We start from the raw sequence: 22,832 nt of genomic DNA on the forward strand, positions 1-22,832 counted from the left end.
CCCGTTGGGTGCATCTCTATAGGGAAATGTTTGGGGTAGGGTTTCTCGATTGATAACGGTCACAATTAGAGGGGAAAAGGGGTGGTTAAACTTCGAGTTTAGACCGTTTTTCCATGTATTCTAAAGTGTTGAGCAAACGAATTGCTGATTCATAAGATTCCTGGGTTAATTCGCGCAGTTCTTGGGGAGAGTCTACAACATCATCTACGATTAATCGCAAAAATCCAATCATGGGATTGAGGCGAGTCCGAATTTCGTAGGAGGTGTTCATTAAAGTTTCGCTGCGAGCTTTTTTCACCAAGTCTTGGGTGTCGAGGGAGAACTGCATGGAGTAGAGTTTGGCATAGTATCCGCCTTTGTTCAAGAGTTCTTCATGAGTCCCAGTTTCGACCACTTGGCCTTTGTCTAATACGGCAATTTTATCAGCATTTTTGACCGTAGACAAACGGTGAGCAATTACGAGGGTAGTGCGATCGCGACTGAGGCGTTCGATCGCCTGTTGAACAAGATGCTCGGAAACCGTATCTAGGGCGCTGGTGGCTTCGTCTAGGATGAGGATATCAGGATTATGAAGCAATGCACGGGCGATCGCAATCCGTTGGCGTTGTCCTCCCGACAGCAAAATTCCGCGATCGCCCAAGGGAGTATCAAATCCTTCCGGGAGGTTCATAATGAATTCGTAAGCATTGGCTAATTTTGCCGCTTCTATCACCTCTTGATCCGTGGTCTCGGGACGACCATAAGCAATATTATTTCGCACCGAATCGTTGAATAAAAAGGTATCCTGACTCACGATACCCATTGATTTTCGCAGCGATCGGATATCAAAGTCTCGCAAATCTTTCCCATCAATAGTAATCCGTCCCTCAGTAGTATCGTAAAATCTCGGAAGCAAATCCGCCAAGGTCGATTTTCCCGCTCCCGAACCCCCAACTAAGGCCAACGTCGTCCCTTTCGGTAACCATAAATCCACATCCTTGAGCACCACATCTGGATGTCCCGTATATGAAAAAGACAGGTGATCAAAATGAATCCCTTTTTCCAATTTTCGGTAGGGTTCGGTTCCATCCTTCATCAAGGGTTTATCATCTTTTCGCAAAAATTCATGAACAATAATTGTGCTGGGAATTACATTAGCAAATTCACTCCGGCTATTATTTAATTGCCCCATCATGGGTACGACTCTGGACAGCACAAATAAATAGGTCAGTAAAACGGCTGAGAGGGACTCTATTTGATTAGAAAATATAATTCGCCCTACTACAATAATCACTAAAATCACCACTAAACCACTCAACTCATTTATCGGTCCAATAATTGAGTAATTCACCTGGGATTGCATTTCAGCTTTTTCTCGTTCTTCAATTAATCTCTGGATTTTTTCATATTCCGGTTTCTCTTGACCCGTAGATTTAACCAGACGAATTCCATTTAATACTTCAATTAATGCACTGGTATAAGCCCGAGATTTTTCTGACAGTATCCTCCCATACTCTTTAGAACGATGGATGATAAACTGAGAAAAGAGTGGGACGAGCATTAATACAATAGTAGAAACAATGGTAAGCTGCCAAGAGATTAAAATCAGAATCCCCACAAAAATTAAAACCGTCATTGCATTGGTCAAAGTCCGAATCCCAATCCGAATAGCACTGGAACATCGCCCAACCTCTTGGTTTACATAATTAAGGATATCCCCCAATTTTTTCTTGGAATAATAATCAATATCTATATCCAGTAATAATTGGATGGCATTCAGTCTAATCTCTTTGACCAGCAATCGCGATAAATGAGCAGATACGAGGTGATTAGAGACCAAAGCTCCATTTTTTAATACGAGCAGCAATAAAATGACTCCCATCATCAACCCAAGTTGATATTTGGGATTAACGTTATCCATGAGTTCAATGGCTCTTTGGATGACCGGGGGGCCTTTTTGAAACTGGACTTCCTGCCCCAAAAAGCCTAAAAGCACCGGAACAATCAGGGTCATGCTCACTCCATTGAATAAAGCTCCTGACCACCCTAAAAAAATAGTCAGGGTAATCCAATAAGGGTGTTTTTTAGCGTAATTGAGGAGAAATTGAGTGGGGGACATTGAATATTTCCTGTCTGGGTATCTGGGGCGTAAACAGATTGAATCGACGGAGTAGATAAACTGAAACGATGATCTCTTAGATTACCAAATTATGGGTATTTTAAAAGGTTCGCTCTGTCAGTTTCCAGCCTTTCAGCGTGAGGTAGAACGAAGATTCCGACGAATCATAGATTTTATTATTCACACTTACTGTTTTAAGCATTTAACAGACATCATCAACGATCATCATCGCTGAAAGGGATCACCACACAAATCGGACGAATTGTGCATCTTCAGTAGAGTGAAAGGGAACACTCTACTACCCACGAAAAATGCGATCGCTGTATGGGTTGCTGGGGTATTAGCCGAGAAAACCCGCCAACTGGCAGCAGTGACAATCTTGGACAAGGAAGGCGATCGCCTTCCTTGGTGATTGACAACCCTGGATCCCCACTCAACTGAGGGGGTTGAGCCCCAGAATAAGTATTGTCTCTGATTTTACTATAACCGCATGAGTCCCAACTTCAGTGCCGCAACTTTTCGGCTACAATCGAGAGGCGCAGGAACGCGTAACCACACAGCGACTTTGAGGCGATCGGGTTCAGAGTATTGTCTCGGTTTTGCCTACCCCCCTAGATGTCTGTACCGAACAGTTTATAAGATTAAGCCAGCTTAACCCTAGGCTAATTATAAATAACATCTGACTGGCAAAACTGGATAAATGCCCTGCCTCATTAGGAGTCATGTCAGATAACATGAACAAATTTTACCGTAAAGCATGATCTAGAGACAATTATAGATAAAATTTGTAGGACTTATTTTTATAGGATGCTTTAGGGAGTCCTAATTAGCAAGTTTGCCCGGGTAATTGCCAATTCTAGGCGACTCAGCCCTAGGGGTACCTATTGGATAAAATAGGACAAGAAACTGGATTTTCTAACTGGATTGCGAAATTTTTGTAAAGATTTTGTAAACTAACCCGGTTGTCTTCTCTCTACTGTGCTGAGTCCTAGCATAAAATAGAACGAACCTTGACCCCAATTGGAATCCAGTGAGGAAATAAAATAGATGATGTTTGCGAGTTGTTCCCTTTCAATTCTAGCGGCCCGAACGGATCTGCCCTTTATGATGCAGATAATTTTTCATATCGTCAGAGGCTGTAACTTCAATTTTAGCGACCGGCTATTAGCGTTAGATACTGCTCCTGTATCTGGAGATAAAGTCAATCGTCGGGCGATCGGCACTAATGGAACAACTTAGGGATTGCTCTCAGCAGTTATTATTGATCGGGTCGTTGATATTGATTACTCGGAAACTTATCGAAACAAGGTTGATTGTCAGCATTTCGCCAGCCCCATTCGCCAAACCCACAACTATAAAGGTTATCTGATTTTAAGCACAAATTTTTCCATCGAAGAACCAAAAGGTGATTACCTCATTCATTTTGATAGTGATATGTTTCTGCATACAGTAAGGGTTATAGTTGGTGGGAAATTTTGTCCGCCTATATCCGGAGTGATATCCTAGTGTGATCGTTGTTTGAACCCTCAAGTTTCTTTCTTTGTTTATTTTACCAACCCATCCCCAACATCATGAATCAGTCCAAGCAGAGTTTGAAAAAGATCGCAGTCTGGCATCCTTATTTTTTGGGGGGAGGCGCTGAATCGGTCAGTCTATGGATTTTAGAGGCTTTAGTCCCTCACTATAACGTGACTCTCTTTACCCTAACTTCACCGGATTTACAACGTTTAGATATTCTTTATAACACCCATTTAGCGCAACAACAAAATCTCACGGTTCAAAGGATGCTACCGCCCTCCCTGAATCCACATCTAATTGATAGATTAATGGCTAATAGCCCCCCAATAAAATCAGCCCTGACTCACTGGGCAGTTCGCACTTTCAAATCAATGAATATTGACTATGATTTAGTATTTTCAACCTATAATGGTTTGGATATGGGACGAGTGGGAATTCAGTATCTCCACTGGGTTCATGTAGTCGATCCGCAACCCGATCAAAATAAAGGTTGGGCTCGTTTAATGATGAAGTTCTCGGGCTTTTCAATGGACCAGCTCAAACAAAATCAGTCTTTAGCTAATTCCTCTTATACTGCGGATAAAGTTAAATCAGCCTATGGTATTGAGTCTCAAGTGGTTTATCCTCCAGTTATTGGTGAAGTGAAGGTTATTCCCTGGGAGGAAAAAGAAAGCGCCTTTCTATGTAGTGGTAGGATTGTAGCGGCAAAGCAAACTGATCGAGTCATTAAAATTTTACAGGCGGTACGCGATCGCGGCTTTGATGTGAAATTACATATTACGGGAGGGGGGGGCGGTACTTATAAACGCTCTTATGAACAGCAAATTATGAAGCTTGCGGAGCAAAATTCTGACTGGATTACAGTTTATCAAGATCTGCCCTATCAGGATTATCTCGAAGTGATTGCCCGCTGTCGTTATGGGATTCACTCTAAGCCTGAACCTTTTGGAATTTCCGTTGCCGAAATGGTGAAAGCGGGAATGATTCCCTTTGTCCGAGAAAACGGGGGTCAGGTAGAAATTGTTGGCGTTCACCATGATGAATTACTATTTGATAATAAGATTCCCACTGCAGTCGAAAAAATTGTCCAGGTTCTCAAGCACCCCGATCGCCAGATGGCTCTACTTGAATCCTTGAAAAAACAGCAAGCTCTCTTCTCTACGGAAAAGTTTATTGCGGAAATTCAGGCGGTGGTTGCTGAATACTTCCAAAAGTAAATCTTAATCGGGGAGTGATATTCCAGTTTAAAGGAGTAAATGATTCAGTGTCTCACCTTGTCAATTATCATGTCCGGCATTCCATTAATATTGGGGATTGGTTTTCCTCCCCCCTGCTATATTTCGACTTTCCCGGATTCCAAACTGAAGCCAAAGATATTGATAATTTACCTCAAGCAAAAGTGCCAGGTCACCATCTAATTCTGGGGGGAGGGGGACTCTTATTTCCTCGGTTTTTGGGAGGAATCCAGCATCTGAAAAATTATGTAGATCAAGGCAAGTATATTTTTTGGGGAGTCGGACAACAAAGTTATAAAGATCCATCTTTGACTTTTGCCCAATTTGACTATAGCCCTTATATTGAATCCGTTGATTTGCTCGGAATTAGAGATTATGGAGTCGGTTTAAATTGGGTTCCCTGTGTCAGTTGTATGCATCAAGAGTTCGATCGCCCGCGAGTTCCCCAGCATGAGGTAGTGGTGTTTTCCCACAAAAAGTTTCGGATTCAAGTGCCTGGACTACCGACGCTTACGAATGAGTCGATGGATTTCCGAACTGTCTTGGATTTCTTAGGATCTGGAGAAACGATTTTAACCAGTTCCTTTCATGGAGCCTATTGGGGAACACTTTTAGGACGGAAAGTGATCGCGTTTCCCTTCACGAGCAAGTTCTATGGACTAAAGCATTCCCCAGTTTTATATCCTGTTAAAAAATGGAAGCAAAAAAGTTATAAACTTTCTCTCTTTGGAAAGACGCTCTATGAATCCCGGGATCCAAATTGGTTTGAGTGCGAGATGAATGATTGGCATTCCTGGCTGAGTGAAGGTCAAAATTATCCTTCGAGTTTACAAGAATGCCGCGATCGCAACCAGTGGTTTTATCAACAAGTTCTGGATTTATTAACTTAAATTTCCGGATTTTCTCCCCAATTTTGGGTTTTATGAGTCACCGGAAATTGGGGATTTACTTCCGCTGAACGGACTCAGCGATCGGCCCAATTACTCCGGAGAGAATCTCTGCCATTGCTTGAAAACTATAATATTGAATGCATCTTTCTCGCGCTTTTCGACCACGTTCCTGGGCAATTTCCCAATTGTCAAAAATCTCCTCAATGGTTTGAGCAATTTGTTCGGGAGCATTGGGATCAACTAAATAACCTGTGTCAGCTAATATTGCCGGAATATCTCCCACCCGGGTTGCTAATATAGGTTTTGCCATTGCCATCCCATCGGTTAATTTTAGCGGAAATTGTGCAGCAGCGGCAGCTTCATCTCGTTGGGGAACCACTACAATATGTGCGGCAGCAACCACTTCAGGCATCTGCTGAATCGGTAAGGTGGGCAGTTTGACAATCCACTGACCCCATTGTTTCATCAATTGATTGTCGTAATCATCATAAGGACTACCCCCGACGATCGCCAGTCTTAAATCGGGCTGATTGAGGCGATCAAGGGCAATTAATACATCTTCTATGCCTTTATAAGGTCTTGGTGCACCGGGAAACATTAAAACCCGATATGCCGAAAGTTGATAGTGATTTCGACTGGTTTCTGGTTGATAACGAGTCGGATCAAATAAATCCGTATCTTTGCCATTGGGTAAATACACCCCGCCAAAGCGCTTTTGCAAAAACTGATTGTGTAGGGTCACGCGATCGGCCCGCGCAATCCATTTTTCCATCCATTTTAAATACAATGGATGGTCCGGATATCGCAATTGCCCATTTTCTTTAAAAATATCCCGGCCCAATTGTTTAATACTGGGCGGACGATATTTCCAAGCGTCGCCCCCATGCCAACTCAGTTCCCAGTCATCAATATCTAAAAGGACGGGCCGACGCGTTTTTATCTGATTTAATAAAGCCAGTCCAAAACTACTAGGCTTCGGTTTATAGGCATAAATAATATCTCCCGTCATTTGCTTCATCAGGGAGTTAGCTGATTGAATAAATTGGGGATATTTTTTGCCGGGAACGGTAATAATCGGGATGTCTTCAAAAGACGCTTTGACGTTGGGTTCATCGTCAAATACAAATCCGAGAATTTCTACATCATAGTTGAGGCGTTTAAGCACTTGACTGAGTAAAAAGGGGCGAACCCCACCGCCGCCCCATCGTCCGGCCCCTTTTTTAGAAAGGTCACTAACCAGAACGGAAATTTTAGGTTTGGCGGTAGGGTTCGGCAAGGTCTCTCCGGATGGGTTTGGACAATTCATCGGGGGTAATCAAGTCCTCAAATCGCTTTGATGCGATAATTTTCTCCGTATTTTAATCCGCTTTGTGACGTTTTTGATGCCACTGCCATGCATGGGAGATGATATCATACAAGTCGGGATATTCCGGATTCCAACCTAATATTTTTCGGGCTTTTTCACTGCTGCCGACTAAAACTGGAGGGTCTCCAGGACGCCGATCGCCTATTTTTTTAGAGACCTCTTTCCCTACTACTTTCTCAGCAGTTTCAATCACATCTTTGACCGAAAACCCACTCCCATTCCCTAAATTGAAGACCTCAGTTTTTCCGCCTTTCAACAAATATTCCAGTCCCAAAATATGGGCGGAGGCTAAATCATTCACATGGATATAATCCCGAATACAAGTACCATCTGGGGTGGGATAATCGGTTCCATAAATTGAAATAAATTCTCGGTGTCCCAAGGCGGTTTGTAATACCAAGGGAATCAAATGAGTTTCTGGATCATGATCTTCCCCGATCGCTCCCTTGGGATCGGCCCCGGCTGCATTAAAATAGCGGAAAATCACGGAGTTTAATCCGTATGCTGCATCAAAATCACTTAGGATCTTTTCCACCATGAGTTTTGTCATTCCATAGGGATTGATCGGATGCTGAGGATGGTCTTCGGTCAGGGGCATCTTCTGAGGAACGCCGTAGGTGGCACAGGTGGAAGAAAAGACAAAGTTTTTCACCGATGCGGCTAACATTGCCTCTAATAAGGTTAACGTTCCGGTGACGTTATTTCGATAATATTTCGCCGGATCCGTCACCGATTCTCCTACATAAGCGTAGGCGGAAAAATGCATGACGGCTGAGAAATCATGGGTTGCAAATACGTTATTCAGAAGGGCGCGATCGTTGGTGTCTCCTTCTATTAATTCGACTTGCAAAACCTCTTCTACAATGTCTCGATGTCCATAGACTAAGTTATCTAAAATAGTGACTTGATATCCCGCTTTTTTTAGACTTAAGACGGCATGAGAACCAATATACCCGGCCCCGCCTGTGACTAAAATCGTTTTATTGTTGTTTTGGCTCACTTTTTTCCATTCCTTTGAATTTTTTCATGATGTTTTAAAATAGTTGAACCCTTCATCTTCCCCTGCTCATAGACTGCTGCGGATGATGAGTTTAACCCCCAACTGATTATGTTATAATTTTAATCCGATCGCTCTGGATTAATTCAAAAATCCGATTGATTTGCTTTCGGTCTTCATCGGTGATATTTTTCCCCGATAGTAAGATGTTGGCAATCTGTAGGTGTTCTTGAGTGGTGATTTCATTGATTTCTAGGATTCCCTCAATCATTTGATGAATCGTAAAAATCGGTTTAATCGGGGTTGGTCTTCCCATTAGCTTTTTCGGGACTAGATTTTGCTAGAGTTGGGCTCAAAGCCTTAACGATTCTATTTTATCCGCTTCAATTTAGGATTCCAGTAAATTTGTTACCCTAAAATTATAAAGACTTGATAAAGTTTTGGCAAGTTTTGAGCGCGTCATAAATTTTATGGAAGTTATCCATCATTTATTATGAACTCCAGGAGGAAGGATTTAATGCAAGTTTATCGGCTCAATGCCCTTTCGGACAATTATATCTTTTTACTGCACGACCCCGCGCAAAATTTGGCAGCGGTGGTGGATCCCGCTGAGGCGGATCCGGTACTGAGGCAATTGAAGGCCCTGGGTGCTGAGTTAACCACGATTTTCAATACCCACCACCACCGAGATCATGTGGGGGGTAATCAGACATTGATGCAACATTTTAAGGGGGTGACGGTGTACGCAGGTGCGGAGGACCGAGGCAGAATTCCTGGACAGCAGGTGTTTTTGCACGAGGGCGATCGCGTGGAATTTGCCCAACGCACGGGGACTGTGTTCTTTCTGCCTGGACATACCCGTGCCCACATTGCCTATTATTTTCCCCCCACATCGGGAGAGGAATTTGGGGAGTTGTTTTGTGGGGATACTCTATTTGCCGGGGGTTGTGGACGCTTGTTTGAAGGGACCCCCGCCCAAATGGTCTCCTCCCTGAGTAAACTCCGGGAATTACCGGATCAGACACGCGTTTGGTGTGCTCACGAATATACTTTATCTAATCTTCAGTTTGCCTTAACGGTGGATGGAGAGAACTTCGATTTACAGGAACGGTTCGCCCAGGTGAAGGCGGCGCGATCGCGGAATGAGGCGACGATTCCTGCAATTTTGGGCGTGGAAAAGCGTACCAATCCATTTTTACGGTGGGAAAATCCGGTATTACAGCGGGCAGTCAATGGAGGGGACCCGGTACAAACCTTTGCCCGCCTCCGGAGTCGCAAGGAGCAGTTTTAGCCCAGTGGGGGGCCCGGAATCCCGCTCAGGGGGTGCGATCGCTGGTGAAGAAAGGACCTCTGTCTCTGGGGAGAATACAATAAAAAAGACTTGGTTGATCTGCTATTTTTCTGAGGACTGAATATGACCGAAAATCCAGAATCGGGGACAATTTACGAAGGGGGATGTCATTGTGGTGCGGTGCGATTTCGCGTCACGGTCGATCGCCACGAAGCGATTGACTGTAATTGTTCCATCTGTCAGAAAAAAGGGTTTTTACATTTGATTGTTCCCCCCGATCGCTTTACCCTATTACAGGGAGAAGAGATGTTACAAACTTATACGTTTAATACCGGAGCGGCAAAACACCTGTTTTGTAAACAATGTGGGATTCATTCATTTTATAGACCTCGATCGCACCCGGACAGCTTTGATGTCAATGTGCGATGTTTGGATGGGGATATCACCGCGAAATTTGCCGTAACCCCCTTTGATGGACAAAACTGGGAAGACAACATTCAAACGATTCAATAAAACCGGCGATCGCCATAACCCAAGCGCCAGAAAGTTACTCTCCCCCAGGCATTCCCAGTAACTGCCATTCCCCGTTAATTTTGCCAAATAACGCGCGAGATTCTAGGGGGGAATACAGATAACGATTGTACACATAGCCCTCGCGATCGTCACTGAGTCGAATCGCCGTCCAACTATCAATCGGGTCAAAGGTTTCCGGGAGTTGGCGATCGCGGTCTAGTAGCACCACTTCATTAGACAGGGTAGCGATCGTCTCACTCTCTAAACTGGGTTGCGATCGCGCATTCACATTGTCCCCCACCACCACCACGCGATCGACTTGCCAGGAAACCTCCTCCTCAGCATTGGGTGCCGGAACTTGTCGGGCAAAAGCTTGAGCCACATTGGGACAAACCCAAATTTCTGAACCCGGATCAATATTATACGGCGGAGGATTTTCGGCCCTTGCACAGCCGATGGCGACTGCTTTTTCGAGAATCAACCAAAATCGCCCTTGAGGGTCATCTAAATTCAAATTCTCCCGAGTTTGGGGAACCGAGAAGCCAATGGCTAGACCTGTTTCTGGGAGGATTGAACCGACAAATTCAGCATTACGGTTTTGTACCGCTTCCCGTAATTGGGCACGAAATTGATAGAAATCGCTATCGGGTACGGCTTCATCTTCTAAAATAAGCCGTCCCTCAGAATCAGGGGAAGCAACAGGTGCGGAAGCCCCAACATTGATGATCCGGGGTGCACCGGCTCTATAATGAGCGCGGATTAGGGCTGCTAAAACAACACCCAAAGCTAATCCGACACCGATCGCCATTAAGATCGGCCCGCGTAGTTTTTTTAGGGGGTAACGCCCTGTGTTTGTAGCCTTTTTAGCCATGCGGTCTGAATTTGCTCATGAGCAACCCAGTGACCCCCTGTCGTGCCCTGCTCCCGATTCAGGAGTCTGGTCACCAGGTACAGTTAAGCCAGTCTGGGAGATTTCCCCGCTATTTTAGCGGAAAATCGTACTCGCCTCTCGAAACCCGGTGCAATCTTTCGGGTGGGTAGGGTGCAGGAGGGGTGCGGGATGGCTCAAGGGTAAGGATTTCATCGGGTCTAAATCAGCGATCGCCCTTCATTGTTGTGGTGTGGTGATATGTTGTGGGGGATAGGGATGAGAAAATCACCGTCTGCGATCGGCACTGAACCTGGGTCAAGGCACAGCGGTCAAGATTTGATTCATAAAGTCCCTAAAAAAATTATTTTTCTCGCTCACGATCGGGTTAAGTTATCCCTGGCGATCGGCTTGTAATCCGACTCTACCTTTTACATAACCCAGAACTGAGTCTAAGGCGCAAACGGCCTCAAAAACTGAGGAAAGTATTAAAAGAGATTAAATATTCGGCGTAGTGCTGACAAAATGGGCTATAGAAAACTAAAGAACACCAACGTTATTATTGTCATCATTGTCCGCGTTAAGTTTCTTAGTCCCTTTTCAAAAAATTGTCCGTAGCTTATGCAACCAATTCGCACGTTTAACGTTTCGCCCTCTCTGCCTCCGAGACTTGAACCCTTACGCACCTTGGCCTACAATCTGCACTGGGATTGGAATGTAGAGACCAAAGACCTCTTCCGGCGTTTAGACCGGGACCTGTGGGAATCCAGCCGTCATAATCCCGTCTTGATGCTGGGAACCATTTCCCAGGAACGCCTGGAAGAAATGGCAGAAGATGAAGGCTTTATCGCCCAGATTGACCGCGCAGCGCGGCAACTGGACGACTACATGAAAGAACGCACCTGGTATCGCAAACACCGGGAGAAAGAGAAACATCAAGAATGTTTTGTGTATTTTTCGGCAGAATTTGGCCTCACGGAATGTCTGCCGATTTACTCTGGGGGCTTAGGGTTACTCGCCGGGGATCACCTGAAATCGGCCAGCGATCGCGGTTTACCCCTGGTTGGCGTCGGACTCCTCTACCAAGAAGGCTATTTTAGTCAATATCTGAACGCCGATGGGTGGCAGCAGGAACGTTACCCGATCAACGACTTCTACAATATGCCGCTGCACCTGGAACGCGATGCAGATGGCAATGAACTACGCATTGCCGTAGACTATCCGGGACGACAAGTATATGCTCGGGTTTGGCGGGTCCAAGTGGGAACGGTTCCCTTGTATATGCTGGATACCAACATCGAACCCAACAATCCCTACGATCACGATATCACCGACAAACTCTATGGCGGAGATCTCGATATGCGGATTCACCAAGAAATGATGTTGGGAATTGGCGGCGTGCGAATGCTCAAAGCCCTCGGCTATGAACCCACCGCCTATCACATGAATGAAGGGCATTCGGCCTTTTTAGCCTTAGAACGGATTTCAATTTTAATCCGTGAACAGGGTCTCACATTCAAGGAAGCCAAAGAAGTTGTTGCTGCCAGCAATGTCTTTACCACCCATACCCCCGTTGCTGCCGGGTTTGACCTGTTTCCTCATGATAAGGTCATGCACTATTTGGGTCATTATGCGGATGAATTTGGCCTCGGAAGAGAACAATTTCTAGCCTTGGGACGGGACAATACCGGGGATTTAGAGTCGCCTTTTAGTATGGCAACCCTGGCGATCGAGATGGCGAGTTTTATTAATGGCGTCGCCAAATTACATGGCGAAGTCTCCAAAGTGCTATTTAATAACCTCTGGCCCGAACTCCCTCCCTCAGAAGTGCCGATTACGTCGATTACCAATGGTGTACACGCCCGCAGTTGCGTGGCAAAATATACCCAGGAACTCTACGATCGCTATCTCGGACCCAAATGGTCCACCACCCCCGCCCACTATCCCTTATGGGAACGGGTCGATGCCATCCCCGATGATGAACTCTGGCGCAACCAGGACCTCTGCCGTGCCGAACTTGTCGTCTTTGTCCGGGAACGACTCCAAAAATATTTACGAGCTCGTGGCGCATCCTTCACCGAAATTGATGCATCGCGAGAAGTGCTAGACCCAGGAGTTCTCACGATTGGGTTTGCACGGCGCTTTGCCACCTATAAACGCGCTACATTGTTCCTGCGCGACCTTGATCGCATCAAGCGGATCTTACTGGGGTTGAATAACGACCTGATTCCCGGTGGCAAAACCGCCCTCCGTAAGCCAATGGTTCAGTTTGTCATCGCTGGAAAAGCTCACCCCCACGACATCCCCGGCAAAGAAATGATCCGTCATATCACCCATTTTATTCGCGAACAAGGATGCGAAAAAAATGTAGTGTTTATCCCCGATTACGATATTAACGTAGCGCGGATGATGGTGTCAGGTTGTGATGTGTGGTTAAATACCCCCCGTCGTCCTCGGGAAGCATCGGGAACCAGTGGCATGAAAGCATCCATGAATGGATTACTCAACCTCAGTATCCTAGATGGATGGTGGGATGAAGCGGACTACGTTCGCACCGGGTGGCCGATCGGACATGGGGAGTTCTATGATGACCCAAACTATCAAGATGAAGTGGAAGCGAATGCTTTGTATGACTTGCTGGAAAAAGAAGTAATTCCCTTGTTCTACAATCGGGATGAAGAGGGAGTTCCGCGTAAGTGGGTCTCGAAAATGAAAGATGCTATTCGATTGAATTGTCCGCTGTTTAATACGGCGCGGATGGTCAGTGAATATGCAACTCGGGCCTATTTCCCAGCCAGCGATCGCTACTATGCCATGAGCGCTAATGGCTGTCAACCGGCGAAAGAACTCGCTGCTTGGAAAACTCACCTGTTTGAACGCTGGTATGACATCAAGATTCTGGATATTGATATTTCTGAATCGGATGATGTTAAAGTTAACCAAAGCATTAACGTTAAAGCCCTGTTAGACCTAGCCGGATTGACCGAATCTGATGTAGAAGTTCAACTCTACAAAGGCCCAATGGATGCCGATGGAAATATTATCAATGGCGTCTCTGTAGTCATGGATTATCAAGGTAACGATGCCAATCAACAAAGTATCTATACGGCCAATATTGCCTACAGTTCCTCCGGATTACAAGGATTATCTCTGCGGGTGTTACCGAAACATCCCTATTTAAGCAGTCCTTTCCAACCGGGTCTCCAAGTGCTGTGGGCTAATGCTTAACCCATGAATCAAGTAATGTTTCTCAGTCTCAATGGATTGGGGGATTATAACCACTGATTCCACAAATTTACCGGATTGGATAACTGATTTGTAGGGGTGATTTATAGATTACCCCTACATCGGTTAAGGGACTGGGAGAAAATCAGGTAGGGGGGTTAGGGATGACTATATAGCCGTTGGCAACAGCCTCATTCATCGGGTCCGTTGTTACCCCTAAGACTAAATTGCGATCGCACCCCCAATACCACCAGTAAGCACCGATGTAAGCGCAGAGGATGGCATCAAGTTGGTCTTCAATAGCTTTGAATAATTTAGAGTTTTTTTCCGTTAGTTTATTAATAAAAATATCCGGTGGATCACTCAAAATCCAAGACTCGGAGTTTACACATAAACTTGGCTCTAAGGTAGGCAAAATTGCGACAATATATTGCCGAAGTTTGATTAATTCTAAGCGGCGATCGCTTAATTTACCTTTTTTGTATTTGAGAATTCGAGATAACCCAAATAAATTAATCATCGCCGGATGAGGAAACACCTCAATTTGATAGCGATCGCACCGTTGGGGAATCATCATCGGTGCGTGCATAAACCCCCGCGCTTCCAAACTCTTACCAAATCCCACGGTATGACTGGCAAATCGACTTTTGAGATTGGCTGGATAACACCCTGCATGATAGCGCCCAAAATATCGATGAGTCTGCTTATCCGGCAATCTCATCCCCGTCGCATTCGGAATCAGTGTAGGCGCATCCACCGCAATCAGTCCCGGTTGTGATTCAGGAACTCTTTGATCCACCCAATCCAGGATATCTACTGCTGATAACTTGCAGTCTAAATCTGTCAGTTGTAATTGATTATTTTCCCAAACCAAACAACATAAACCACTCGCACCAGAACTCCATCCAAGGTCAATTCCAATAAATTTCATTTGTTTTTAATCATTTTTTTGACAGGAATCGGATATCATGCCGAAAAGTAAAACAGGTAAATCAGGTTAATGGTCTTAAGAGGTGAACGCCGCATCAACTGACGGATTGAATCCCACACCAGACGGGTGCATCCGTTGTTCCGAGAATTCTCGCCTTTAGAAGTGGCAGGAAGAAGCAGCTTGGGCCAGTTTTATGATAAACTGTTAAACACACAGCGGAGGGAAAAATCATGTCCCAAGTCGATATTTCTGAAGCGAAAGCGAAACTGCAAGAGTTACTAGAAATTGCCCTCAATGGCGAAGAAGTCGTAATCACCAAAGACAGCCACCCGGTTGTGAAACTGGTCCCTGTGCTAGATCAAGCGCCACAAAAACGCCCCCGGGCCCAATTTGGCAGCGCCAAAGATGTAATCTGGGTCGCTGATGACTTTGAGGAACCACTCACCGAAGAGTTTAAGGAATATATCGGATGAGACTGCTTCTGGATACTCATACCTTCATTTGGTTTGTGATAGGTGATCCCAGGATTCGGCCTGACTTGCGCGAGAGAATTGCCAATGAGAATAACCAGAAGTTGCTCAGTAAAGCAAGTGTTTGGGAAGTGGCGATTAAGCAAAGCACTGGCAAACTAAACTTTGCTCGACCTTTTAGAGATGTTATAGAGCAGCAACTCGCCACCAATGGTATTGATTTGCTCGATATCAGTCTAGCCCATATTGAGATTGTTGCCAGTCTACCCATGCATCATCGCGATCCGTTTGATCGCCTGATTATTGCTCAGGGAATTGTTGAGCAAATCCCAATTATCAGTGCTGATACTATTTTTGATGCCTATCCGATTCAGCGCATCTGGTCATGATTCAGCGGGTAGTGCTGCTGAACGTAATCCCCCAGGAATTACGGTTGTGGGACAGCCTTACCGTGCTAATTTTAATAAACTAGCAAGTTGTTCTGGTTGATGGGACCCAATTAAAATTTTTTCACCATTTTTGAGTTCTAATAACACGCCGCGATCGCCACTGACGTTAAAGGCTTTTCCCTGGAGACCATAACGAACTCCCCATCCCCCATAATCACGCAATGGATGATAGCTGATCACTTCGGATTTAACTACGGAGTCAAAGGGGATTTGAATTCGCTTAAATAATAAGGGGTAAAAACTGATATACAGTCCATCGGTCCTCACTTCTGTTACCAGTTTGGCGCTATAAAACAAAATGGGGAAAAATATCCCAAATACAATCCCAAACCCAATTAAAATAATATTTAAAATAGTATTTTCTTCCCAAGATTCTTCTAAAAAAAAGGGCATCATTGAGGCAAACAAAGCAGCCAAAGAGCTACAGACGAGGACGAACCAAATCCAACCCTGACGGAATTGCTGGACTTCTCGAAACAAGAGCGTTGCATAAATTTCCTCGTCAATGCTTACTTCGTCTGACATGGATGCCGTTGTTAGTTTGTCCACAGCTACCTCCTATACTCGTTTTGAAAGAGGATTCGCGAATCAGATCCGCCTTGTTCTAGCAAGGGTTTCCCCTCCTTCTTAAGCTGGGGACTTTTTTGATTCCCCCTATGACCCATTCCCTCTATTCATAATATGCCCAAAAGAGTAGTCTATTTCGACCGAAAAAACAACGAAAACTGTAGAGATTAAGTAAGGCATAAATGTTGAGTTTTGTATAGGCGATCGCCACTTCATGAGGACCCCAAGAGCAGATTGCCTCCAATGGACCCGAACCAGGGGGTCCCTTAAAGCAATTCTCTATCAAGGCGATCGCATGACCTGAGAACCAAGATTTGCTAGGATATTTGAGCTTTATGTCAAAAAAAGTCAACAATAAGACAGAGCAACACGGATTCAATCCGGTTTTCCTCGTTCTGTCAGTAGCACTATAAGAGCAATCTATGGGTAAGCAGCGCGTTTTATCTGGAGTCCAACCCACCGGCAACCTCCATCTCGGTAACTATCTCGGTGCGATCCGCAACTGGGTCGAAATTCAAAGTCAGTATGAAAATTATTTCTGTGTAGTGGACCTCCATGCCATTACCGCACCCCATACTCCTGCCACTTTAGCCCAAGATACTTACACGATCGCCGCCCTCTATCTTGCCTGTGGCATCGATTTACAGCATTCCACCATTTTCATTCAGTCCCACGTCTCGGCCCACGCGGAACTCACCTGGCTGCTTAACTGTATCACCCCCCTGAACTGGCTGGAAGATATGATCCAGTTTAAGGAAAAAGCGGTCCGTCAGGGGGAAAATGTCAACGTCGGGTTACTGGATTACCCCGTTCTGATGGCAGCGGATATTTTACTCTACGATGCGGATAAAGTCCCTGTCGGTGAGGACCAAAAACAGCATTTAGAACTCACCCGAGACATTGCAGCAAGGGTAAATCATCAATTTGGCAAGGAAAAAGCGCCGGTATTGAAATTACCAGAACCTTTGATTCGCAAGGAAGGGGCGAGGGTGATGAGTTTAACCGATGGCACAAAAAAAATGTCCAAGTCTGATCCATCGGAACTGAGTCGGATTAATTTGCTCGATCCACCGGATGCGATCGTCAAAAAAATCAAAAAATGCAAAACGGACCCAATGCGGGGATTGGTGTTTGATGATCCAGAACGTCCGGAATGCCATAATTTATTGACGCTTTATCAGCTCCTCAGTGGCAAAACTAAGGAAGAGGTAGCGGCAGAATGTCAGGAGATGGGTTGGGGTCAATTTAAACCGTTACTCACCGAAACAACGATTGAGGCGCTCAAACCGATTCAGGAGCAATATAAGGAAATTATGGGCGATCGCACTCATCTGGAATCGGTGTTAAGAGAAGGGAGAGAAAAAGCCTCAGTAATTGCTAACACCACTCTCAACCGAGTTAAAACTGCCTTTGGATATTCTCTCCCCTTGTAAGGATTAGGCATGAAGTCGGAACCCTAACTGATTGAGGAGCGATTCATTATTTTGCTCCTCAATCGAACAATTGGAAACAACTCAAGTCATTACTACGAACTCCCCATCTCCCCTATCTTCCCCATCCCCCCTATCTCCCCCACCTCTTCTATCTATGAACCAACCGTACAACTCTTTATCTCGCTTCCGTCAGGCTGTTAAAGACGGTGAATTTATCATGACGGCTGAGGTGATGCCACCGAGAGGGGGTAATCCAGCCCACATGATTAAAATGGCAAATGGCTTAAAAGGTAGAGTTCATGCGGTGAATGTTACCGATGGATCTCGGGCTGTTTTGCGAATGTCATCGTTAGCGGCATCAACGATTTTATTGCGTGAGGGAATTGAGCCGATTTATCAAATTGCTTGTCGCGATCGCAACTCGATTGGATTGCAGGCGGACCTCCTTGGCGCAAATGCGTTAGGAATTCAGAATGTTTTGGCCCTCACGGGAGATCCAGTAAAAGCCGGAGATCATCCCAAAGCAAAGTCAGTTTTTGATTTAGAATCGGTGCGTTTGCTCAAGGCGATCGCCAAACTGAATCAAGGTTTTGATCTCAATGATAAACCCCTAACTGATAGTGCTACAGACTTATTTGCTGGTGCTGCGGTGGATCCGCAGTCGAAAAGTTGGTCAGGGTTAAAAAGTCGGTTTGAGAAAAAATTAGCAGCAGGTGCCGAGTTTTTTCAAAGTCAGCTTGTCTGCGATTTTGATAAGTTAGACAAGTTCATGAATGAAATTGCCCAAGGATGCGGTAAACCCATTTTAGTGGGAATTTTCCTCCTAAAATCTGCCAAAAATGCGGAATTTATTAATCGGTGTGTCCCCGGTGTGGATATTCCTCAACATATTATCGATCGCTTGGCAAAGGCAAAGGACCCTTTACGCGAAGGGGTGGCGATCGCTGCTGAACAGGTACAAGCTGCCCGGTCCCTCTGTCAAGGTGTGCATCTGATGGCGGTGAAACGGGAAGATTTAATTCCGGAAATCCTCGATTTAGCTGGCATTCCACCCATCGCCTCAGAACCCATGTCAATAGATTCCCCAACTCTGGGCGATCGCCCTCCGCTTATCCGGATCTCCACCCCCACAGCTTGAACACCTCAACTATAGATGCACCCTGATACAGACGCCTCTGGGCATACCCTGCCCGAGGCTTTTTATTTTCTACAATTCATAGCGCTCCCATTCCCCACCTCTTCACTTGGGGGGTTACACCCCCTGGGGGTGCAGTCCATCTTCCGCCTTGGAAAAAGATATGTATTAATGAATTAACCTAAAGAACTTCACCACAAAGAAGCTCTTAAAAAAGGTTGCATCTACGTTATCGAGTCAAATAGGCGTCTTGCCATCAGGGTTTAGCAATCATTCCAAAGCGGGCTGATCAGTCCCCAGGAATCTGCGAAAAACATCACCTCTCCAGCATCAAGTTGGGAGGTATTGTTTTTTTGGGGGCTTCCCGCATTGTTGGCGCTAAAATACCCTAGAACGGCGGTACAGTTACTTGCCACATTTCCATATTTCATCTATAATTGAAACATGGAAAGTAAAACGGCTGTAAAAATCTTTGAGTCTTTGTCTTCTGGCATTCGGTTGGACATTTACCGGATGTTGGTGAAGGCTGGATCCACAGGAATGGTGGCGGGTCAAATTGCTTCCGAACTTGAGGTACCGCCTTCTAATCTCTCTTTTCATCTCAAAGCGTTGGTTCATGCTGAATTGCTTGAGGTGGAACAGGAGGGCCGCTTTTTGCGCTACCGTGCCAATATGCCCCTGATGTTCAGCTTAATCACCTATCTAACTGAAGAGTGTTGTCAGGGAGAATTGGCACAGTGCATCAGTCCCGAAACCGGGGAACTGGATTCTAGTTCCTGTTTCCGATCGCCCTCCCTTACCTCCAACGAAGCCAAAACATAAGCGATCGCGGGTTGCAAAAGGCGCGATCGCTAAAAACCTCAACTTAACCGCCTGCTTTTACTTTCCATATACCCATCATTTCAATATTTCATGGAAACTCAAAATGAACAAAATTGAAGTATTTGATCCCGCAATGTGCTGTAGTACGGGTGTTTGTGGACCCGATGTCGATCAAAAATTTGTGGACTTTGCCACCCACGTAGATTGGGGGACCGGACAAGGTATAAAGATTCAGCGGTACAACCTCGGACAACAACCCTTGGAATTTGCCAATAATCCTACGGTAAAAAGCTTTTTAGAACGTTCAGGGGTTGATGCACTGCCGCTGATTCTCGTGGAGGGTGAAATTGCCCTAGCGGGACGATATCCCACCCGGGATGAATTGGCTCGTTTAGCCGGTGTAACCCCTGCACCTGCGGTATCTGCACCGAAACAATCTAGCGGATGTTGTGGCAGTAGCAAGAGCACTATTACAAGTAATAGTTGCTGTTAAATCATTGGGATTCCCGCCTGTGCGCGGGAATCCAGATTTGTTATTTGCACATTTTTATCCCTCTATTTTTAGAGACATTAGGGTGACCTAATTCAACAAATTGAAAGTTTATGAGTGAGGAAAATTAAATGATGCGCTTTCTTGAAAATACACCTCCATTTCTATTTTTTACGGGCAAAGGGGGAGTCGGCAAAACTTCACTTTCCTGTGCCACAGCCATTCATTTAGCTAAACAAGGAAAGAAAGTCTTATTAGTCAGTACAGATCCGGCTTCAAATATTGGGCAAGTTTTTAGCCAAACTATTGGAAATACGATTACTGATATTGCCACCGTAACCGGGTTATCTGCCTTAGAAATCGACCCCCAACAGGCGGCACAGCAGTATCGCGATCGCATTGTGGGTCCCGTGCGAGGAATCTTACCCGAATCCGTCGTCAGAGGCATCGAGGAAGGCTTATCCAGGGCCTGCACCACAGAAATTGCCGCATTTGATGAATTTACCGAATTACTCACCGATGAGAGTTTAATCGGCAAATACGAACACATCATCTTTGATACCGCACCCACCGGACATACCATCCGCCTATTGCAACTCCCCAATGCTTGGAGTAGTTTTATTGATGAGAATCCCGAGGGTGCATCCTGTCTTGGACCCCTCTCTGGGTTAGAAAAGCAACGCGATCGCTATACAGAAGCCGTGAATGTGTTATCAGACCCCAACCGCACCCGCTTGGTTCTAGTGTCTCGCGCCCAGCAAAGTACCCTGGATGAAGTCGTGCGCACTCACAAAGAGTTAGCCGATATCGGGTTTTCTCAACAAAATCTAGTAATTAACGGGGTCCTACCCGCGAGGGAAGCGAGTCATGATGTTTTAGCCGCAGCCCTGTATCAGCGAGAACAAAAGGCGATCGCCAACTTGCCCCAAGTTCTCCAGAATCTGCCCTTGGATCAACTCCCCCTCAAAGCACAAAATCTCGTCGGCGTTGCAGCCCTTAGCAGCTTATTCTCCGAGAGAGATGAGAGTACGACGGATACCCTTGAAGGCACCACTCCATCCTTGACCCTGCCGCACCTTTCCAGCTTAGTAGATGAAATTGCCACCACGGGTCATGGATTGATTATGACAATGGGAAAAGGGGGTGTAGGGAAAACCACAATGGCAGCCGCGATCGCCGTCGCTTTAGCAAAACAGGGACACGCGGTGCATCTCACCACCTCAGATCCAGCAGCACATCTGAGTGAAACTTTAGCTGGAACAATGGACAATTTACAAGTGAGTCGCATTGATCCCCATCAAGAAACCGCCCGCTATCGCCAGCATATTCTGGAAACCAAAGGTCAGAATTTGGATGAGCAAGGACGGGCAATGTTGGAAGAAGACTTGCGATCGCCTTGCACCGAAGAAATTGCCGTATTCCAAGCCTTTTCCCGGATCATCCGTGAGTCGAGTCAAAAATTTGTCGTCATGGATACAGCACCCACTGGACATACCTTATTACTCTTGGATGCCACAGGAGCTTATCACCGAGAAGTCACCCGCCATACCCAGGAAAATGTTCACGTTGTCACCCCCATGATGCGACTGCAAGACCCTGCCCAAACTAAAGTGATTATAGTTACCTTAGCCGAGACAACCCCAGTTTTAGAAGCCGCTAATTTACAAGCTGATTTACGTCGGGCGGGAATTGAACCTTGGGCATGGGTCATTAATAACAGCCTGACTGTTTCCACGACTTCATCCCCCCTCTTAAAACAGCGTGCTACCTTTGAACTGACTCAAATCGAAGCCGTTAAAACCAGCTATGCTCAACGGTTTGCCCTAGTGCCAATGCAGGCTGAGGAGCCAGTGGGTATTCAAGCGTTGGTGAATTTAGGCCACCAAAAGATAGTAGCAGCCGCAGAATTAGAAGAGATTCCGAGTCAACAGGATTGTGTGAGCCATCAGCAGAAAGGGACTTGATCCGGATGAAACTTGGGGTCAAACCGGGCATTTTTTAGGGAATCCTAAAACAAAAAACCCCCCTAGGGCTTGGGGGGTGATGCAACACTCAGGGTGTCGAACAAATTCAGGGTGATCGTGTTTTTATTATGCTTGCAGGAGTCCGAAAAAAGCATCAGCTAAATGGCTTAACTTTGCATTGCTTAATTTGAGTCAGAAAAAGATAGTGACAGCAGCAGAATCAGAAGCGATCCAGAGTTAACAGGATTGTGTGACCTATTACGAGAAAAGGACTTAACCCGGATGAAACTTGGGGTCAAACCGGGCATTTTTTAGGGAATCGTAAAACAAAAAACCCCCCTAGGGCTTGGGGGGTGATGCAACACTCAGGGTGTCGAACAAATTCAGGGTGATCGTGTTTTTATTATGCTTGCAGGAGTCCGAAAAAAGCATCCGCTAAATGGCTTAACTTTGCATTGCTTAATTTAGACCAACATAAAGACTGTCGCAGCAGAATCAGAAGAGATCCGCAGTTAATAGGATGTTGTGACGCATCCTTTGTATGTCAGCAACTTAACCCCAATGAAACTT

Annotated in this window: 22 protein-coding genes; 15 read left to right on the forward strand and 7 right to left on the reverse strand. The window is 45.5% G+C overall.

The annotated features are described in order from the left end of the window. Positions 1-85 precede the first annotated feature (85 nt). Positions 86-2,098, reverse strand: coding sequence for an ABC transporter ATP-binding protein (locus tag NG796_RS15125; RefSeq protein ID WP_261207680.1), 2,013 nt, complete (start codon positions 2,096-2,098; stop codon positions 86-88). Between the two features lie 280 nt (positions 2,099-2,378). Here NG796_RS15125 and NG796_RS15130 point away from each other — a divergent pair, with 280 nt between their 5' ends. The 4 genes from NG796_RS15130 to NG796_RS15145 all read left to right on the forward strand — a co-directional run bounded on the left by NG796_RS15130 (position 2,379) and on the right by NG796_RS15145 (position 5,741). Next, a complete protein-coding gene (locus NG796_RS15130) occupies positions 2,379-2,510 on the forward strand; it encodes a hypothetical protein (RefSeq protein ID WP_261207681.1) in 132 nt (43 codons plus the stop codon). A 635-nt stretch (positions 2,511-3,145) separates the two neighbouring features. Beyond that, on the forward strand, positions 3,146-3,337 hold the full coding sequence (locus NG796_RS15135; RefSeq protein WP_261207682.1) for a hypothetical protein: 192 nt from the start codon (positions 3,146-3,148) through the stop codon (positions 3,335-3,337). A 353-nt stretch (positions 3,338-3,690) separates the two neighbouring features. Next, entirely contained in the window at positions 3,691-4,833 is a 1,143-nt protein-coding gene (locus NG796_RS15140; protein WP_261207683.1) for a glycosyltransferase family 4 protein, read from the forward strand. Positions 4,834-4,880: 47 nt separating this feature from the next. Continuing rightward, a complete protein-coding gene (locus NG796_RS15145; protein WP_261207684.1) occupies positions 4,881-5,741 on the forward strand; it encodes a hypothetical protein in 861 nt (286 codons plus the stop codon). Between the two features lie 55 nt (positions 5,742-5,796). Here NG796_RS15145 and NG796_RS15150 read toward each other — a convergent pair whose 3' ends face one another. The 3 genes from NG796_RS15150 to NG796_RS15160 all read right to left on the reverse strand — a co-directional run bounded on the left by NG796_RS15150 (position 5,797) and on the right by NG796_RS15160 (position 8,420). Next, a complete protein-coding gene (locus NG796_RS15150) occupies positions 5,797-7,047 on the reverse strand; it encodes a glycosyltransferase (RefSeq protein WP_261207685.1) in 1,251 nt (416 codons plus the stop codon). Positions 7,048-7,099: 52 nt separating this feature from the next. Next, on the reverse strand, positions 7,100-8,107 hold the full coding sequence (galE, locus tag NG796_RS15155; RefSeq protein WP_261207686.1) for a UDP-glucose 4-epimerase GalE: 1,008 nt from the start codon (positions 8,105-8,107) through the stop codon (positions 7,100-7,102). A gap of 106 nt (positions 8,108-8,213) precedes the next feature. Continuing rightward, the gene (locus NG796_RS15160) at positions 8,214-8,420 is read right to left on the reverse strand and encodes a hypothetical protein (protein ID WP_261207687.1); all 207 of its coding nucleotides are present in this window, start codon (positions 8,418-8,420) and stop codon (positions 8,214-8,216) included. A gap of 201 nt (positions 8,421-8,621) precedes the next feature. Between NG796_RS15160 and gloB the strand changes: the two genes are divergently transcribed. Together gloB and NG796_RS15170 are read left to right on the forward strand one after the other, a co-directional pair. After that, positions 8,622-9,395, forward strand: a complete 774-nt coding sequence (gene gloB, locus NG796_RS15165) for a hydroxyacylglutathione hydrolase (protein WP_261207688.1) — start codon at positions 8,622-8,624, stop codon at positions 9,393-9,395. A gap of 123 nt (positions 9,396-9,518) precedes the next feature. After that, positions 9,519-9,908, forward strand: a complete 390-nt coding sequence (locus tag NG796_RS15170; protein WP_261207689.1) for a GFA family protein — start codon at positions 9,519-9,521, stop codon at positions 9,906-9,908. Between the two features lie 34 nt (positions 9,909-9,942). Here the strand turns inward: NG796_RS15170 and NG796_RS15175 are convergent, their stop codons facing one another. After that, positions 9,943-10,716: an SH3 domain-containing protein gene (locus NG796_RS15175; RefSeq protein ID WP_261207690.1), complete on the reverse strand. Its 774-nt coding sequence runs from the start codon at positions 10,714-10,716 to the stop codon at positions 9,943-9,945. 339 nt (positions 10,717-11,055) lie between these two features. Between NG796_RS15175 and NG796_RS15180 the strand changes: the two genes are divergently transcribed. Both NG796_RS15180 and glgP read left to right on the forward strand, forming a co-directional pair. After that, the gene (locus NG796_RS15180; protein WP_261207691.1) at positions 11,056-11,193 is read left to right on the forward strand and encodes a hypothetical protein; all 138 of its coding nucleotides are present in this window, start codon (positions 11,056-11,058) and stop codon (positions 11,191-11,193) included. 204 nt (positions 11,194-11,397) lie between these two features. After that, positions 11,398-14,004: an alpha-glucan family phosphorylase gene (gene glgP, locus NG796_RS15185; RefSeq protein WP_261207692.1), complete on the forward strand. Its 2,607-nt coding sequence runs from the start codon at positions 11,398-11,400 to the stop codon at positions 14,002-14,004. 142 nt (positions 14,005-14,146) lie between these two features. Here glgP and NG796_RS15190 read toward each other — a convergent pair whose 3' ends face one another. Further along, positions 14,147-14,932, reverse strand: a complete 786-nt coding sequence (locus NG796_RS15190) for a DUF429 domain-containing protein (RefSeq protein WP_261207693.1) — start codon at positions 14,930-14,932, stop codon at positions 14,147-14,149. A gap of 230 nt (positions 14,933-15,162) precedes the next feature. Here NG796_RS15190 and NG796_RS15195 point away from each other — a divergent pair, with 230 nt between their 5' ends. Together NG796_RS15195 and NG796_RS15200 are read left to right on the forward strand one after the other, a co-directional pair. Continuing rightward, positions 15,163-15,405, forward strand: a complete 243-nt coding sequence (locus NG796_RS15195; protein WP_261207694.1) for a type II toxin-antitoxin system Phd/YefM family antitoxin — start codon at positions 15,163-15,165, stop codon at positions 15,403-15,405. Continuing rightward, the gene (locus NG796_RS15200; protein WP_261207695.1) at positions 15,402-15,791 is read left to right on the forward strand and encodes a type II toxin-antitoxin system VapC family toxin; all 390 of its coding nucleotides are present in this window, start codon (positions 15,402-15,404) and stop codon (positions 15,789-15,791) included. The genes NG796_RS15195 and NG796_RS15200 overlap by 4 nt, the downstream gene beginning before the upstream one ends. 57 nt (positions 15,792-15,848) lie before the next feature. Here the strand turns inward: NG796_RS15200 and NG796_RS15205 are convergent, their stop codons facing one another. Further along, positions 15,849-16,400 (reverse strand): DUF6141 family protein, encoded by a 552-nt coding sequence (locus tag NG796_RS15205; RefSeq protein WP_261207696.1) that lies wholly within the window; start codon positions 16,398-16,400, stop codon positions 15,849-15,851. A 440-nt stretch (positions 16,401-16,840) separates the two neighbouring features. Between NG796_RS15205 and trpS the strand changes: the two genes are divergently transcribed. The 5 genes from trpS to arsA all read left to right on the forward strand — a co-directional run bounded on the left by trpS (position 16,841) and on the right by arsA (position 22,262). Further along, positions 16,841-17,851 (forward strand): tryptophan--tRNA ligase, encoded by a 1,011-nt coding sequence (trpS, locus tag NG796_RS15210; RefSeq protein WP_261207697.1) that lies wholly within the window; start codon positions 16,841-16,843, stop codon positions 17,849-17,851. A gap of 154 nt (positions 17,852-18,005) precedes the next feature. After that, positions 18,006-18,989 carry a methylenetetrahydrofolate reductase gene (locus tag NG796_RS15215; protein ID WP_261207698.1) on the forward strand — a complete coding sequence of 328 codons (984 nt, stop codon included), beginning with the start codon at positions 18,006-18,008 and terminating at the stop codon, positions 18,987-18,989. Positions 18,990-19,430: 441 nt separating this feature from the next. After that, positions 19,431-19,808: an ArsR/SmtB family transcription factor gene (locus NG796_RS15220; RefSeq protein WP_261207699.1), complete on the forward strand. Its 378-nt coding sequence runs from the start codon at positions 19,431-19,433 to the stop codon at positions 19,806-19,808. Positions 19,809-19,911: 103 nt separating this feature from the next. After that, positions 19,912-20,301, forward strand: coding sequence for an arsenite efflux transporter metallochaperone ArsD (gene arsD / locus NG796_RS15225; RefSeq protein ID WP_261207700.1), 390 nt, complete (start codon positions 19,912-19,914; stop codon positions 20,299-20,301). Positions 20,302-20,429: 128 nt separating this feature from the next. Beyond that, positions 20,430-22,262 (forward strand): arsenical pump-driving ATPase, encoded by a 1,833-nt coding sequence (gene arsA, locus NG796_RS15230; RefSeq protein ID WP_317619319.1) that lies wholly within the window; start codon positions 20,430-20,432, stop codon positions 22,260-22,262. Positions 22,263-22,832 lie beyond the last annotated feature (570 nt).

The sequence above is a fragment of the Laspinema sp. D2d genome, assembly GCF_025370755.1.
Taxonomy (GTDB): domain Bacteria; phylum Cyanobacteriota; class Cyanobacteriia; order Cyanobacteriales; family Laspinemataceae; genus Laspinema.

Bases quoted from the DNA above. Each gene is read 5' to 3' on its own strand.
- NG796_RS15125 (WP_261207680.1), bottom strand. From the start codon at position 2,098: ATGTCCCCCACTCAATTTCTCCTCAATTACGCTAAAAAACACCCTTAT.
- NG796_RS15135 (WP_261207682.1), top strand. From the start codon at position 3,146: ATGATGTTTGCGAGTTGTTCCCTTTCAATTCTAGCGGCCCGAACGGAT.
- NG796_RS15150 (WP_261207685.1), bottom strand. From the start codon at position 7,047: ATGAATTGTCCAAACCCATCCGGAGAGACCTTGCCGAACCCTACCGCC.
- NG796_RS15160 (WP_261207687.1), bottom strand. From the start codon at position 8,420: ATGGGAAGACCAACCCCGATTAAACCGATTTTTACGATTCATCAAATG.
- gloB (WP_261207688.1), top strand. From the start codon at position 8,622: ATGCAAGTTTATCGGCTCAATGCCCTTTCGGACAATTATATCTTTTTA.
- NG796_RS15170 (WP_261207689.1), top strand. From the start codon at position 9,519: ATGACCGAAAATCCAGAATCGGGGACAATTTACGAAGGGGGATGTCAT.
- NG796_RS15175 (WP_261207690.1), bottom strand. From the start codon at position 10,716: ATGGCGATCGGTGTCGGATTAGCTTTGGGTGTTGTTTTAGCAGCCCTA.
- NG796_RS15180 (WP_261207691.1), top strand. From the start codon at position 11,056: ATGAGAAAATCACCGTCTGCGATCGGCACTGAACCTGGGTCAAGGCAC.
- glgP (WP_261207692.1), top strand. From the start codon at position 11,398: ATGCAACCAATTCGCACGTTTAACGTTTCGCCCTCTCTGCCTCCGAGA.
- NG796_RS15190 (WP_261207693.1), bottom strand. From the start codon at position 14,932: ATGAAATTTATTGGAATTGACCTTGGATGGAGTTCTGGTGCGAGTGGT.
- NG796_RS15195 (WP_261207694.1), top strand. From the start codon at position 15,163: ATGTCCCAAGTCGATATTTCTGAAGCGAAAGCGAAACTGCAAGAGTTA.
- NG796_RS15200 (WP_261207695.1), top strand. From the start codon at position 15,402: ATGAGACTGCTTCTGGATACTCATACCTTCATTTGGTTTGTGATAGGT.
- trpS (WP_261207697.1), top strand. From the start codon at position 16,841: ATGGGTAAGCAGCGCGTTTTATCTGGAGTCCAACCCACCGGCAACCTC.
- NG796_RS15215 (WP_261207698.1), top strand. From the start codon at position 18,006: ATGAACCAACCGTACAACTCTTTATCTCGCTTCCGTCAGGCTGTTAAA.
- NG796_RS15220 (WP_261207699.1), top strand. From the start codon at position 19,431: ATGGAAAGTAAAACGGCTGTAAAAATCTTTGAGTCTTTGTCTTCTGGC.
- arsD (WP_261207700.1), top strand. From the start codon at position 19,912: ATGAACAAAATTGAAGTATTTGATCCCGCAATGTGCTGTAGTACGGGT.
- arsA (WP_317619319.1), top strand. From the start codon at position 20,430: ATGATGCGCTTTCTTGAAAATACACCTCCATTTCTATTTTTTACGGGC.